The organism is Vreelandella zhanjiangensis DSM 21076 (assembly GCF_000377665.1).
Taxonomy (GTDB): domain Bacteria; phylum Pseudomonadota; class Gammaproteobacteria; order Pseudomonadales; family Halomonadaceae; genus Vreelandella; species Vreelandella zhanjiangensis.
The window spans coordinates 19,522-34,116 of record NZ_KB898648.1; the positions used below are offsets into that span (position 1 = coordinate 19,522).

Consider the following 14,595-nt stretch of genomic DNA (forward strand, 5'->3'; position numbering starts at 1 on the left):
TTAACAGGAGTGTTAACAGATGACTGCAGCGCCCAAGGTATTAGTATTTGCAGGCAGTAGCCGCCAGGACTCACTCAATAAGCAGCTAGCCCAGCTAGTGGCCAAGCGTATTGAAGCGCTGGGCGGTGTGGCAACGTTCGTGGATTTAAAAGACTATCCGTGCCCGCTGTTTGATGAAGATATCGAAACCCAGGGCATACCCGAGAACGTGCTTAAACTGCGTAAGCTTTTAGCCGATCACCAGGCGCTGTTTATCGCCTCGCCCGAATACAACGGCTTTATCACCCCGCTGTTGAAGAACACGCTGGACTGGCTGTCTCGCCCTTATGAAGATACGCCGGGCCTGGCACTTTACTCAGGTAAATGGGCCGCGCTGGTATCGGCTTCCCCCGGCGGGTTAGGCGGCATTCGCGCCATGCCGTTGGCCCAACAGCTGCTCGCCAATCTGGGTTTGATCGTACTGCCCCAGCCCATGTCGCTATCCAAAGCGCACACTGCTTTTGATGAAACGGGCGCGCTTATCGAAGAAGCCAATAGCAAAAAGCTTGATGCCCTTTGTCAGCGGCTGGTGGATATTCTGGTGCGTACCAACGCGTAACTTCTACCTCCTCATCATCAAGCGCGCAGGCGGCTTCGAGTGTCTTGGCCACCGAGGGCGCCCGCCCCAACTCAAGGGAGTTTCCTCTTATGTCGGATATTCTGATTAGTGCCCATGATCTGTTGGATCGTCTGAACAGTGACGCGCCACCCAAGGTGTTGGATGCATCGCTGCCTAACAGCCCCATTGCGGCTCATGTACCGGAAGATGATCGAAAAATACCCGGCTCACTCGAGTTCGATATCGAGCAGGTCTTTTCCGACCGCGAGGCGGCATTTCCACATACGCTGCCCGCAAAAGAGGCGCTGGAAGCGGCGTGCCAAGGCCTCGGCCTGGCCCCTGATGATGAGATCGTGATTTACGATAATCGAGGCGTTTACTCAGCCCCGCGCGCCTATTGGCTGCTTACCCAAGCGGGCTTCAAAAATGTAAAACTGCTGGATGGCGGTTTGCCCCATTGGCTCTCGCAGTCGCTGCCGGTTCAACAGGGCTACTCTGCTTCCACGCCGCTGCCGGTGCCGCCTGTGCTCCAGGCTAATAAAAGCGTGGTCAGCGTGGATGAAGTTCACGACAACATCGAACGCCAGCGCTTCAAGGTGGTAGATGCCCGAAGTGCTGCGCGCTTTTCAGGGCAGGCCCCCGAGCCCCGCCCAGAATTTCCCAGTGGGCATATCCCTGCCTCTTTTAATCTGCCCTTTACCGAGGTTCTGGAAAACGGGCACTTCAAGAGCCGGGAGGAGATTTCAAGGCTCATGCGCAGCAAAGAGCTTGAGCCGTCGGATCATCTGACCTTCAGCTGTGGCTCCGGCATCACCGCCTGCATTGTGTGGGTGGCCGCGGAGCTTGCCGGGTACGAGCATCTTGCGCTGTTCGATGGTTCATGGACGGCGTGGGTGATGAGCGGCCGCCACGAAAGTTGATGGCAAGCCTTGCTGCATGGCGCCTTCAGCCTTTGCCCAGCATCCGATCCAGCTGCCGATAGCCGATGGCCTCGATCAGGTGCGCCTGGGAGGGCTTGGGCTCGCCCTGTAAATCAGCCAGCGTCAGCGCCACGCGCAGCACGCGGTGGTAGGCGCGGGCGGAAAGTTTGAGCTTTTCCAGCACACTGGCAAGCCAGGTGCGCTCCTCATCGTTCAAGTCGCAGGCGGCTTCCAGTGCCTTGCCGCCTAGCTGGCTATTGAGCGCGCCGCGTGCCATTTGACGCTCTCTTGCAGCCATCACACGCTCGCGCACCGCCTCGGACGATTCGCCTTGGGTTTGGGCGGTGAGCTGTTCCGGCGGTAGCGCGGGGACTTCGACCTGTAGGTCAATACGATCCAGCAGCGGGCCGGAAAGCCGCGCCTGATAGCGCTGAATCTGGCTGGCGGTGCACTGGCAGCGCTGTCGCGGGTCGCCCAGGTGCCCACAGGGGCAGGGGTTCATGGCGGCTACCAATTGAAACTGCGCCGGGTAACGGCGTTCGTGACTGGCCCGGGCCAGATGGATCTCGCCCGTTTCCAGCGGCTGTCTTAAAACTTCTAACACGTTGCGGGAAAATTCCGGCAGCTCGTCTAAAAACAGCACGCCGTGGTGGGCAAGCGAGATCTCTCCCGGTTTGGGTTTTGAGCCACCGCCCACTAACGCGGCAGCACTCGCACTGTGGTGCGGTTGGCGAAATGGGCGCTTGCCCCAGTCGGCATCCAGGGGTAATCCACATACCGAACGCACGGCGGCGACCGCTAACGCATCCTCTTCAGAAAGCGGCGGCAGAATGCCCGGCAGGCGGCTGGCGAGCATGGTCTTGCCGGTGCCCGGCGGGCCGGCGAACAAAAGGTTGTGCCCACCGGCAGCGGCGACTTCAAGCGCCCGGCGTGCCTGCTGCTGGCCGCGCACATCGGCCAAATCGGCCATCGGCGTGGTGGTCTTAACAGAAGCAGGCAAGCGGTGGGGTGGGATTTTTTCCTGGCCGAGCAGGTGAGCGACAACCTGCCAAAGCGTATCGGCCGGCAGCACCGGCAAGTCGCCCGCCAGCGCGGCTTCATCCGCGCACTCGCGGGGAATGATCAGCGCTTTTCCAGACCGGCGCGTTGCCAGGGCAAAGGGCAGAATGCCGTGTACGGCGCGCAGCTTGCCGTCCAGCGCCAGCTCGCCCGCGCACTCCATGCCTTCCAAGGCTTCTACCGGAATCTGGCCCGAGGCGGCAAGAATCCCCAGCGCAATCGGCAGATCAAATCGGCCGCCTTCCTTGGGGAGGTCCGCGGGTGCGAGGTTCAGCGTAATCCGTCGAGTGTTGGGGAAATCAAACCCTGCGTTGACCAGGGCGCTGCGCACCCGTTCGCGGCTCTCTTTCACGGCGGTTTCCGGCAGGCCCACCAGCGTCAGCCCTGGCAGGCCGTTGGCAAGGTGTACTTCTACGTGCACCGCCGGTGCGTCTAACCCCACGCCTGCGCGCGTGGCAACAATGGCCAATGTCATTGTGCTTCCTTGCTAGGTTTACTTAACCCTAACTTAACTTATTTAAGCAGACGTTGATAGCGCAGGGCTGGCGGCGGTATAGTGAATATAAATCACAACGATTATCACTAAAAAGATTTTATGCCCCTCTGCTCCTAACCAAACCGAGTGCTCAACATGCCGTCTTTACCGTTTGTGCGCCGCCCCCTGGCGCGTTCCATTGCCGCGTTGATTCCTGTCACCGCCGTTCTTGTATGCGCCACTGCTAGCGCTCAGGAGGCGGTTAATAACGATACCGTTGTGGTGGTCGGCACGGCCTTGAAAGTGGACGCCCCGCTGGTGGAAACGCCGCGCCCGGTTTCAAGCGTTGACCGTGAAGAGCTTGAAACCCGCAATGTGCAGCAGCTGGATGAAACCTTCCGCTACCGTGCTGGGGTGCTGGCCGGCCACTACGGCAGCGATAACGATACCGACTGGTTCAAGGTGCGCGGGTTTGACCAATCCACCTACCAGGATGGCCTGCGTATCTATCGTGAAGGCTTCTATCAGTGGTTGCCTGAGCCCTACGGCCTTGAGCGGATTGATGTATTCAAAGGGCCGTCTTCGATTCTTTACGGTGAGGCGCCTCCCGGTGGCTTGATCAACGCGGTGAGCAAACGCCCGACCGATACGCCCCAGGGCAACGTGAATTTGCAGATGGGCAATCGCAACCACCGCCAGATAGGCGTGGATACCAGCGGGCCGGTAGGCGAGTCAGACGATGTTCGCTACCGTTTGGTGGGCATGTATAAAGAGCGCGACGGCGATCTGGATAACACCGAAAACGAGCGCTACTACTTTGCACCCAGCCTGGCGGTGGACTTCAGTGAAGACACCAGCGTTACCTTCCTGGCCAGCGTGCAGAAGGACGACGGCGTGCCCGTCAATGGCTTCAAGCTGCCCTACGGCAGCATTCAGGATACGCCGTTTGGCCGGGTCAGCCCGCAGTCCAACGTCAGCGAACCTGACTACGACCGCAACAAGCGCACCCAGTGGGGCGTAGGTTACGAGCTGCGTCACGATTTCAACGACACCTGGGCGTTCGAGCAGGATTTACGCTACAGCGAACTCGATCTGGAACTGCGCAGCACCTATGCGCTCTCCATGGTGGATGATCGCCGGGCATCACGCGGTTTGACGCTGCGCGACGGCAAGGCCGATAGCTGGACGGTGGACAACCGCTTTGTGGGCAACTGGTACACCGAACGCACCGAAAATACCCTGCTGGTGGGCGTCGATTACCAGAACCTGGGCCTCAAGGGCCAGGAGGGCGACGACTACGCCTTTGGCGCGCCGATCGATATCTTTAATCCCACTTACGGCAACTACACGCCGTTTGCCGATGAAGACTTGGTCGAGCGGCATATCGACAAAGAGCAGACCGGCGTTTACCTGCAAAACCAGCTGCGCCTGGATGACCGCTGGGTAGTGCTGGGTGGCGTTCGTTATGATCAGGCGGAAACCGAAAATACCAACGTTACTACAGGCGTTACCGAACGCTCCGATGACGATCAGCTCTCCTGGTCCGGCGGGGTCATGTATCTCGGCGAGAACGGCATCAACCCTTACGTCAGCTACACCGAATCGTTCGAGCCGATTGCTCAGTCCGACAGTGCGGGTAACCTGTATGACCCGCGTGAGGGCCGCCAGTGGGAAGCGGGTGTGAAGTATGCGCCGATAGGCTGGGATGGCTACGTGACGGCCGCCGTGTTTGATCTGGAAGAAAGCAATACGCTGGTAACTTCACCGGCCGGTTTCCAGGTGCAGGAAGGCGAGCGCACTTCCCAAGGCTTTGAGCTGGAAGGGGTAGGCTACGTCACCGATAACCTGAAGGTCACCGCAGCCTATACCTATACCGATTCGCGCCTGGAAGATGACCAGCGCGCCAGCCTGATTCCGCGTCACCAGGCGTCTACCTGGCTGGATTACGCCTTTACCGGTGGCGCGCTGGATGGCGTGACCCTAGGCGGCGGCGTGCGCTACGTGGGTGAGAGCGTGGATGGCGATACCCAGGTGGGCAGCTTTACCCTGGCGGATGCCATGATCGGCTATGAGTTTGCTGAAGGCTGGCAGGCTCAGCTTAACGTCAACAACCTGACCGACAAAGAGTATGTGGCAAGCTGCGATTACTGGTGCTACTTCGGTGAGTCGCGCAGCGTGATCGGCAGCGTCAGCTACCGCTGGTAAGCCGCACGCTAATCGTTACTTTGGCCGCTGGGCGAAGTTTTTTGCTTCAGTTCAGCGGTCAGCACGTTTGCAAAGCGCTGGGCCGAGGGCAGTGCCCCGAAGCTCCATACCGGTGGCAGGCGTAGCAGGTTGGCGTTTTTGGCAATCGGTAGCTGCTGCCACAGGCCGCTTGTGGCCAGCTGTTCTTCCACACCCAGGGGTAGCGGGTCGATGATCACTAGACGGGCGTCTGGATAGCGGGCGAGCGCCTCAATACCCGTCAAGGCAAATCCCCAGTCGTTAGTAGGCTGATCCCAGGCGTTAGCCAGGCCAAGCTGCTCAAGTACCGCGTTATATAAGCTGTTTTCGCCAAAGATGCGTACGTGTCGAGCATCCATGAACTGCATCATCAACAGCGGTGCGGTGTCCGGCTGGGTTTCGCGCAGCGAATCCATCAGCGTTTGCGTGTCTTCAATCAGTTGCTCTGCCGCGGCCTCTCGGTCGGTCAGCTCCCCCAGCGCGCGCGTCAGCGCCTGCATTTCCTGCCAGGTATCCGCGCCGGGTGAAAAGAGCGCAAGCGAGGTGACCGGGGCAATGCGCTCCAGACGCGGCGTGAGCGAGGCGAACATTGGCGATATCAATATTTGCTCGGGGGCAAGCTGGGCCAGCAGTTCAAAATTGGGCTGAGCGCGCAGCCCAAGGTCAGTGGCGCCTTGCGGGATACGCGGCTCACCCACCCAATCGTAGTAATCCTGCTGCTGGGCCACGCCGCTGATTGGCGCACCGATGGCCACCAGCGTCTCGGCGATGGTCCAGTCCACCGTGGCAAATTGGGCGTGGGCGCTGGTAAACGTCAGCAGGCTGGTGAGCAGGAGCGTGGCTCGAGCGAAAAGAAGCGTCACGGTACGGCGCATGGGGAAGAGCCATTTTAAAAGAAGAGCTGTATTTAAACGATAATCCTTCTTGCTTGCAACGCCATACGTTCAGGCATTGGGAAGGGTAGACGTCGTAGATTTTGTATCCGCCGCGTTGCCTGATCTCGCCAATCCAGCGGTAAAGGCAAGGCAGGCGAAGGCTGTGACGGCGTAAGTGGGCGTCAATTGATCCATGATCAACCCGAAAAGGGGAGCGCCAGCAGTTTGGCCGATAGCGATGGTCAGAAAACCGATGGTCAGGCCTGTCGCGGGGCGTCTGGGCAGTGCCGAAACGCCCCACACCAAATAAACGCCGGTGAGCATGATGTAGGCCAAGCCGAATAGCGCCCCACCGAGTAGCGTCAGCGCGGGAGTGGTGCCTTCAAAGCCCACCAGCAGGATGCCGCCGGCCAGCGTAACCAGAAATAGCCAGTGGGTCCGGTCAATTCCAAACCGGGCAACGAGCGACCCAGCCCCCGCGCCCGCCATGCCTGCCGCACCGATGGCAATCCACAGAAGCCCCGCGCCAGTATGGCTCCAATCCAGGCGTAGCGTGACCAGCTGGCTGCCAAAAGACCACAGGGCCGTGCTTGAGGCGCCCATTAGAAAAGATGCGATGATTAATCGCTTAAGAGTTTTATTGAGCGTCGGTAAGCCTTTTGCGCGATTTTCTGCTGATTGGGCGTTACCCGGTACGCTGACGACGACTGCTATCGCCATGCACAATGCCATTGCTGCAAAGATCAAAAAAGCGATCCGCCAATGGCCGCCCATCAATAGCGCCACGGGCCCTGAAAGTACCACGCCTGCGCCGGTTCCGGCGTTGATGAGTGTATTGGTGGCGCCCTGTCGGGCGGGCTTGACCGCCGCAGCCACGGCGGCGGCCATGGGCGGCGACGCAAGGCCTGTGCTGGAGCCTGCCAGCATCACAGCACCGGCAAGCCATAGCGATGAGGGCGCCGTTGCAATGCCTATCATGCCCATTGCCGCCACCAGCGCCGCACCGGTTGCCACCGCGCGGGGGCCTAGCCGCTCGGTCAGGTGGGCAGAGACAACAATCGCCACGCAATAGCCCAGAAAAGAGCCACCTGATATCAACCCGCCCACGGTTGAGGATAAAGAGAGATCCGCATCGATTTGGGGAAGAAATAGCCCAAAAGCAAAGCGGGCAAAGCCGTAGCAGATGGCAATGAGCCCAAATCCCACGGCGCCGAGCGTCATGCCCGGGCTCATGATGATGCCTGTTTGACTAGACGAACCGCGCAATGTCGAGCGGTGGCAACGGCATCCGCGCCGCGATAGATGGCGGTCGCCGTTGCGCCTTCGAACAGAATCAGAATTTGCTCGGCGAGCTGCTCATTGCCGCGACCGTTGGTTTCGAGTGCAATGATTTCCTGGATCTTGCTCCAGACTCCGGCCTTGTGAGCGGCCATGACCTCGGCAATTTCCGGTACATCGCCACCGGTTTCCCCATAAGCGCGTAGAAAAAGGCACCCTCGGCAGCCTTCTACCCGCACCCAGTCTTCAAGCGCTTTGAACAGTGCATCAACACTGCTCACATCCAATCTACGTAAGAATCGCTTGTCGCGCTCCGAAAGCACTTTGGCGATAAGTGAATGTTTGCTGCCCGCATGTTTATAGAGCGTTCTGCTCGACATGCCGGCAGCCTGCGTAAGCCGATCTATCCCGGTGGCGGTAAAGCCATGCCGGTCGAAAAGGGATTCAGCGGCGGAGATAAGCTTCGTTTTAATGTCCATGCATTCAATGTAAAACGATCACTTTACATTGTCAAAAAAAGAACCTGCTTTGCTTAACCCCAGGGCGTGTTAACGAAACAGGCACCGGGGCACAGTGGCTTTCATAAAACGTGTTTAGAAGCGGTAGTGAACGCTTGCGGTAATTCCGCGCTCAGCGCCGAAGTAGCAGTAGTCCAGCGAGTTGCATGAGGCTACGTACTCTTTATCCAGCACGTTGTTGACGTTCAGGCGGGTTTCGACGCCGTTAACGCCTACGTGACTCCAGTCATAGCCGATGGTGGCGTCCACCAGGGTGTAGTCGGGCACGGTTTCGGTATTGGCGCGGTCCGCGGCGATGTCTGCGTAATGGCGTACCCCAACGCCTGCATCCACGCCGTTTAGCCAACCGCTATTGGCTGCATAATGGCCCCATAGCTGCACCTGGTGCCGGGGGGAGTAAATGGCGTTGTTGCCCTGGTTGCCGTCGTCGCTCTTGGCATAGGTAATATCGGTGAAGCTGTAGCCTGCCTGTAGCGAGAGCGTTTCGGTCAGTTGGGTCTGGGCTTCCAGCTCAAGGCCTTGGGATTCGATTTCACCCACCGCGCGGTAGGGGTCAGAGGGCTGCTCTTTGGTGGCCACGTTTTTCTGGCTGATGTGGAAAAGTGCCGCGCTGTACTGGCTGGCGCTACCGCTGGGTTGGTATTTCACTCCGGTTTCCCACTGCTCGCCTTCCATGGGGGAGAGCAAATCGCCGCGCGCGTCTACAAAGCTTGTGGGGGTAAACGCGGTGGAGTAACTCAGGTAAGGCGCCACGCCGTTATCGAACAGATAAACCACGCCGGCACGGCCGCTGAATTGGGTATCGCTGAGCGAGCTTGAGGCATCGGTATCCAGGTCCGTGTTATCGATACTGACCCAGTCGTAGCGCCCGCCCAGGGTGAAGCGCCAGTTATCAAGCGCGATTTGATCCTGTAGATACACACCGGTCTGTTCGATTTCATGACGCTCGCGAATGGGGGCGTAAAAGGCCACCGGGCTCGTGCCATAGACCGGCTCAAACGCGTTGATCGGCTCAAAGGCGCCGGAAGGCCAGGCAACCTCGTTTTCGCGCTGCTGATAATCCACTCCCAAGAGCAGCGCGTGATCCATAAAGCCGTCGCTGAGCCGGGCTTCCAACTGATTATCAATCGTCCAGGCTTGAAGGGATTCGTCGCTACCGGAGTAGTAGCGGTTCAGCTCATTGGAGGTAGGTGACGTCCAGCCAAAGCCGTAAGGCTGGTTGAGTACTACGTCCGAGTTGAGGTAACGCAGCATTTGGCGGCCGGTCATCTGGTCATTAAAACGGTGCTCAAGCGTATAGCCGAACATGCGCTGCGTGCGCTCATAGGCATCGTAATCTTCTTCGCCGTCAAAGAAGTTATTGCTGATTTTACGCCCGTTGCGGGGTACCACGGCGCCTTCATAAGGCACGCCAGAGTGATAACCGCCTTCGGGTTCATCTTGCAGGTAGGCTTCAACGGTCAGGCTGGTATCGTCGGTCATGTCCCACGTCAAACGCGGGGCAATGGCGTAGCGCTGCTCTTCGGTGGGGCCGAACTGGGTATCGGCGGCGCTGGCAATACCGGTCAGGCGAAACGCCACCCGCTGCTGCTCGCCAATCGGCCCGGTAAGATCAAACGCGGCGCTGCGCTGATGATTGTTGCCCACTCGCAAGCGCAGCTCGCCGCCCTGCTCGAATTCAGGGCGCTTGCTGTTGAGCGCCACTACGCCGCCTGGGGATGCGCGGCCGTAAAGCACGGACGCAGGACCGCGGACGACTTCGATGCTTTCCAGAAACCATGGGTCAATACGCATGGAACTGTGCGAGTTGGCATCGCCCATTACCTTGAGCCCGTCTAGAAAAGTATTGCTCAAGCTGCCGTCGGAAAAGCCGCGCAGCACCAGGTAATCAAAGCGGTTGGAAGCGCCCACCTGATTTGAATAAACGCCGGGCGTGTAATCGGTCGCCCGCTGAACGGTGCTTACCCCACGGTTCTCCATCTGCTCGCGGGTAATCGTGGAAACACTTTGTGGGGTTTCGATAGCTGGTGTTTCCAGTTTGGTCGCGGCTTGCTGAGCGGTCACCGTCACCGTCGATAGCTGGCGCGAGGCATCCAGCGCTTGTGCATAGGTAATGGGTATCGAGCCACCTGCCAGGGCAATGGATAAAACAAGGTGGCGATAGGGGAAGCGGTGCTGGCGCGTAAGCATGGCAATAAGTCTCAACCGTTTATAGTAATGAGAATTATTGATCTTAAGTGGCCCGCTGAGCTATGCCAGATGCCAAACCTGATATGCGTAATGCTAACGCTTAAGCAAATATGCAAAGCATCCGCTTTCACGGCTTGGGCGTTTTATAGGCGTGCCGATTAACGTCCGTGGGCGGAATGCCAAAGTGGCGCTTGAAGGCGGTGGCAAAGTTGGTCGCGTGGCGATAGCCGCAGGTATGGGCTGCCTGTTGAACGCTATAGCCTTTTGCCAATACGCAATATGCCCGCTGAAGCCGGCATTGGCGTAAGTGATCAAAGAGGGAGTAGCCGTAAAGCGCACTAAACTTTTGCCGCAGGCTGCTGGGGCTCATCGCCGCGCTGCGGGCCAGGTCACTCAGGCGGTAATCGATCATGGGGTTATCGCGTAGCTCGGCATGTAAGCGGGCGAGCCGCTCGCGCTCGCGATGCTTAATGCCTGGGGCAGGCTTAATATTGCTGGGCTGCGATGTGGGTAACCCATAGCCTAAAAGCTGCAAGGCAAGCCCTTGCCAGACTAACGACTGTCGCCAGTCGTCGAGTGGAAATTCACGGGTGGCACACAGCTGTTCAAAGAGCGCGGGAGGGAGCGTCCAGGCGTGCAGTTGAGGCTCATGAGCGCTGGGTAGCGCATAAGACTCGGTGGTCAGAACGGCGATGTTCAGCGTACGTAGCCGTGCTTGAGCGGGCTGTTCGACGATCAGTGGTGCCTGCGGCGTGAAATGCGCACACAGCCCCTGACCGGCGCTAATCACCAAACGCTTTTGTCCCTGGGCGATCTCAATACCGCCTTCCATCACGACACATAAAAACCATGGTACCGTCTGCGTGGAGCGCGAGGCGTAGCGCTGGCGTACCTCAAGGTCGGATAACGTGAGATGCAGGCCAGGGGGCAGCGGCAAGTCGCTGACGCTGCCCAACGCAATGGGGTGATCATGCCCTTGATAAGCGTGTAAGTAATCGATGCCGAACTTATGCCCCAACTGACTCAAGGTCGACGGCGTGAGAGACGTAATAGTCGGCATCGATAGACTGACCTATGGCTTAGTAATCCAGTGACCAACCCAGCGTGAACGTACGGCCACGACCCTGGTAATCGTAAAGGTATTCTGGCCCGTAGGTGGGTGAGTAGAAACCTACGGCGCGCTGACCCCAGGGGGTCGAATACTGCTCATCGGTCAAGTTGCTGATACCCAAACTGAGGGTGCCCAGCGCGGTATCCTGGCTGCCGATCAGGTCGAAGGTGGTGAAGCCGTCGATGCGGCCATCACCACTGTCTTTATAATCGCGCGCGTGGCTGCCTTGAAGGCGCAGTGTTCGATCATTATCTGCCCAGGCAACATGAGCGGTCAGGCTATCCTGCGAAGGGTAGGGCGCCACGGTAATGCCGCGATCCTGCCAACTGCCATCCTCCTTGCGTTCTGAGACGAGTGTATGCAGCGTGCCGCCCACTTCCCAGTGGTCGCCGATAAAGCGAGTGACCGATGCTTCCAGGCCGTAATCGCGACGGTCGTCGTCGACCTGGGTAACGTTCAGGTCACTATCAAGCTCCATGGCGGTATCCGACCAGGCATAGTAAACCGCGGCCTGGGTCATCCAGTCGCCGCCACGGTAGCGCCAGCCAAGCTCCACCTGCTGCGTCTTGATACCATCCAGCGGGTTGTCGGCAACGGTTTGTCCGGCTTTTCCGTAGTATTTGGACGGATCGGGTAGCTCGAAGCCTTCCGAATAGCCAAGCCAGCTTTGGTGGCCGTTGTCGAAGTCGTACAGGGTACTGATGTTATACAGCGTGACGTTGTAGTCGCTTGAACCGCCCGGCACGTTATTGAAGTCGTCGATATCCACATCCATGCGCTGGTGGCGAATGCCGCCGCTTAGCTGGAGCTGGTCCGTCAGCCACCACTCGCTTTGCGCAAATAGAGCCAGAGTGTCGATATCGAAGCCTGGGTAGCGCGGTGTGATACGGTCGGCGCGCTGCACGAGCCCACCGGAGGCGTCGCTTGCCGCGCGATCAAAGCGCATCTGCGTGGCGTCGAAGGATTCACGATCCAGATCGGCGCCATAGGTCAGGTTGAGACTATCCGTCAGGTCCGCCGAGAAGAGCCCTTTCAAGCCGCTTAACGTGGTGTTCTGCTGGGAGGCCGCAAAGTAATAGCCACCGCCTTGGGCCGCGTAGGGGAACGGGTGGAAACTGGATTCTTCTTCACGATGGAACGCCTGAAGATAGAAATCCTGATTCAGCAAATTGGCATGGTGGTAGTTGACGCTAAACATCTTGCGGTCGGTGCGCGGGTCGCGGTCGGCGGTAAAGCCGTCGCGGATATCGGCATCGTTAAGATTGGGCGCAGCGGCCGCCAGGTTGGGGTAGTAAACCCCACGGTCGCCCTGCTTGCCTGACTCATATAGCTGGCCACTGAGCGTTAGCGTCTGTTCGTCGCTTAGCTCAACGTGCACGTTGCCTAAAATATCCAGGCTACGGTTGTCCTGCAGATCGCTCTGGGCGATATCGGGAAAGATCTCATCGCCTCTGGTGTCGTACTGGCGGCCATTTTCGACTAGCGATACGCCAATGCGCCCCTGTACCGTATCGTTACCGCCGCTGGCCGACTGGGAGAGGCGCCGATCAAGATCATGGCTGTGATTGAAGCCGCTGGTCACACTGACCTGGGTTTCAAAATGCGGCGCGCCGCTTTCGCCCTGCTTGGTAATGATGTTGATCAGCCCGCCCGTGGCGCCACCGCCATACAGGCTGCTGGTGCCGGAGAGCACTTCGACGCGTTCGATATTGAACGGATCAATGGCATCGAACTGGCGCGATAAGCCGCGCGAATTGTTCAGTGAAATGCCGTCAATCAATACTTGAACGCTGCGCCCACGCATGTTCTGCCCCGCGTTGGTGCGCCCCTGCGGGCCAAAATCGAGCCCCGGTACCAGCTTGCCCAAGGCCGTTTTAAGATCACCGCCCGCACTGATCTGTTGCTGAAGCTCTTCGCTCTCAACAATATGAACGGCGCCTGAAATCTGGCTGATATGCGTTGGCGTACGCGAGCCTACGACGACTAGCGTTTCCTGGGCGGCGCTTTCATTCGTTTGGGCCGTTGCTGTTTGGGTATTTGTTGTTTGTTCAGCTGCTGTCTGTGCATTGGAGGTTTGCGCAAAGGCCAGCAAAGGAAAAGCGCCGCTCAAAAGACCGACGCTTAATACGATAGTGCGGTTCATGGGTTATCCAGAGAACAGGTTGTTGTTAACCGTGATCCTATCATTGGCGAGAGGAAACGCAATGATAAATGTTCTCATTGTTAACCCAGGAAGCCTTACTTATCGTCTTTCAGATTGCGGCTAGCGGTTGGCTTGCTGGGGGCTACCGTGTCGTCGGCCTTAGGCTTTTTGTCCGCTGTCTTGGGGGTGTCTTTCGACGGGCTTTCCGTCGCTTCGACAGAAGCCGTGGGCGCGGGCGTCTGTGGGGCAGACTTCTGGTTTTCAATCGTGGTTTCCAGGTTTGCCACCTGACGCTCCAGCGCCTCCACGCGGGAGCGCGTGCGCTGTAGTACATCCATCAGGATATCAAAGTCTTCCCGAGAGACGAGTTCCAGACGATCAAAGGCGCCGCGAACGACCTGCTGTACACCTTTCTGAATATCTTCCGGGGCCTGTGATGCATTCTGTAAACGATCGCCGATCTGCTGGGCCAGTCGGCTAATACGGTCTTGGGGCGCCATCGTTCTCTCCTTGATAGGGGGTCATACAAAAGTGGGCACTCTCTCAAGGATACGCAACCCTTAAAGAGTACGCATGTATTGCATGGAGTGTTTTAGGGATTTGTCTTCCATGAGGCGCTGCGCTTCTTCTTGGTGCGGCGGCATATTCTGATTGCGCTGTGCTGGTGCATGCCTTGCCGCGTCAGCCAGGCGATGCTCCTTTTTCGTGCTTAGATTTTCATTTTTTAAATATAAGTTAATGAAAATAAGAATAAAAAAATTCGGTGGCACGGTATGCGCATTAGTAGGGCATTGCCATTTTTAGCGACGTGTCGCTACACATCCAGCAGGCCTTATCCAGCAGGGGAGATCGGGATGAAACTCATCACCGCCATCATCAAGCCATTCAAACTTGACGACGTTCGTGAGGCGCTCGCCGATAACGGCGTCCAGGGGATTACCGTCACGGAAGTAAAAGGCTTTGGTCGCCAGAAAGGCCATACCGAGCTTTATCGCGGCGCTGAATACGTTGTCGACTTCCTGCCCAAAGTAAAAGTGGAAGTGGCGGTTGACGATGCGCGTCTGGAAAGCGTTATCGATGCTATCTGCAACGCCGCGAATAGCGGAAAAATCGGCGATGGCAAAGTCTTTGTCACCCCGCTTGAGGACGTTATCCGTATTCGTACCGGTGAGCGCGGCGCAGACGCTGTGTAGGCAGTGAGTGAC

13 protein-coding genes are annotated in these 14,595 nt (G+C 58.2%); 4 read left to right on the plus strand and 9 right to left on the minus strand.

Annotation, left to right across the window (positions count from 1 at the left end):
• Positions 1-19: 19 nt before the first annotated feature.
• Complete coding sequence (locus D467_RS0107220) at positions 20-598, plus strand: NADPH-dependent FMN reductase (RefSeq protein ID WP_018916833.1); 579 nt, start codon at positions 20-22, stop codon at positions 596-598.
• Positions 599-687: 89 nt separating this feature from the next.
• Complete coding sequence (locus D467_RS19095) at positions 688-1,518, plus strand: sulfurtransferase (RefSeq protein WP_018916834.1); 831 nt, start codon at positions 688-690, stop codon at positions 1,516-1,518.
• Positions 1,519-1,543: 25 nt separating this feature from the next.
• On the opposite strand, the gene D467_RS0107230 is transcribed toward D467_RS19095, so the two are convergent.
• The gene (locus D467_RS0107230; RefSeq protein ID WP_018916835.1) at positions 1,544-3,052 is read right to left on the minus strand and encodes a YifB family Mg chelatase-like AAA ATPase; all 1,509 of its coding nucleotides are present in this window, start codon (positions 3,050-3,052) and stop codon (positions 1,544-1,546) included.
• A gap of 156 nt (positions 3,053-3,208) precedes the next feature.
• Between D467_RS0107230 and D467_RS0107235 the strand changes: the two genes are divergently transcribed.
• Positions 3,209-5,257, plus strand: coding sequence for a TonB-dependent siderophore receptor (locus D467_RS0107235; RefSeq protein ID WP_018916836.1), 2,049 nt, complete (start codon positions 3,209-3,211; stop codon positions 5,255-5,257).
• A gap of 8 nt (positions 5,258-5,265) precedes the next feature.
• Here the strand turns inward: D467_RS0107235 and D467_RS0107240 are convergent, their stop codons facing one another.
• The 8 genes from D467_RS0107240 to D467_RS0107275 form a co-directional block, all read right to left on the minus strand.
• Entirely contained in the window at positions 5,266-6,150 is an 885-nt protein-coding gene (locus D467_RS0107240) for an ABC transporter substrate-binding protein (protein WP_018916837.1), read from the minus strand.
• Positions 6,151-6,219: 69 nt separating this feature from the next.
• A complete protein-coding gene (locus tag D467_RS0107245; protein ID WP_244147813.1) occupies positions 6,220-7,371 on the minus strand; it encodes an MFS transporter in 1,152 nt (383 codons plus the stop codon).
• Positions 7,372-7,379: 8 nt separating this feature from the next.
• On the minus strand, positions 7,380-7,907 hold the full coding sequence (locus tag D467_RS0107250) for a TetR/AcrR family transcriptional regulator (protein ID WP_018916839.1): 528 nt from the start codon (positions 7,905-7,907) through the stop codon (positions 7,380-7,382).
• Between the two features lie 114 nt (positions 7,908-8,021).
• Complete coding sequence (locus tag D467_RS0107255; RefSeq protein WP_018916840.1) at positions 8,022-10,136, minus strand: TonB-dependent siderophore receptor; 2,115 nt, start codon at positions 10,134-10,136, stop codon at positions 8,022-8,024.
• A gap of 127 nt (positions 10,137-10,263) precedes the next feature.
• Positions 10,264-11,196, minus strand: a complete 933-nt coding sequence (locus tag D467_RS0107260) for a helix-turn-helix transcriptional regulator (RefSeq protein ID WP_026285649.1) — start codon at positions 11,194-11,196, stop codon at positions 10,264-10,266.
• Positions 11,197-11,215: 19 nt separating this feature from the next.
• Positions 11,216-13,390 carry a TonB-dependent receptor gene (locus tag D467_RS0107265; RefSeq protein WP_018916842.1) on the minus strand — a complete coding sequence of 725 codons (2,175 nt, stop codon included), beginning with the start codon at positions 13,388-13,390 and terminating at the stop codon, positions 11,216-11,218.
• A gap of 95 nt (positions 13,391-13,485) precedes the next feature.
• The gene (locus D467_RS20075) at positions 13,486-13,890 is read right to left on the minus strand and encodes an accessory factor UbiK family protein (RefSeq protein WP_018916843.1); all 405 of its coding nucleotides are present in this window, start codon (positions 13,888-13,890) and stop codon (positions 13,486-13,488) included.
• A 60-nt stretch (positions 13,891-13,950) separates the two neighbouring features.
• Entirely contained in the window at positions 13,951-14,160 is a 210-nt protein-coding gene (locus D467_RS0107275; protein WP_018916844.1) for a hypothetical protein, read from the minus strand.
• A gap of 84 nt (positions 14,161-14,244) precedes the next feature.
• Between D467_RS0107275 and D467_RS0107280 the strand changes: the two genes are divergently transcribed.
• The gene (locus D467_RS0107280) at positions 14,245-14,583 is read left to right on the plus strand and encodes a P-II family nitrogen regulator (RefSeq protein WP_018916845.1); all 339 of its coding nucleotides are present in this window, start codon (positions 14,245-14,247) and stop codon (positions 14,581-14,583) included.
• The last annotated feature ends 12 nt before the right edge of the window (positions 14,584-14,595 follow it).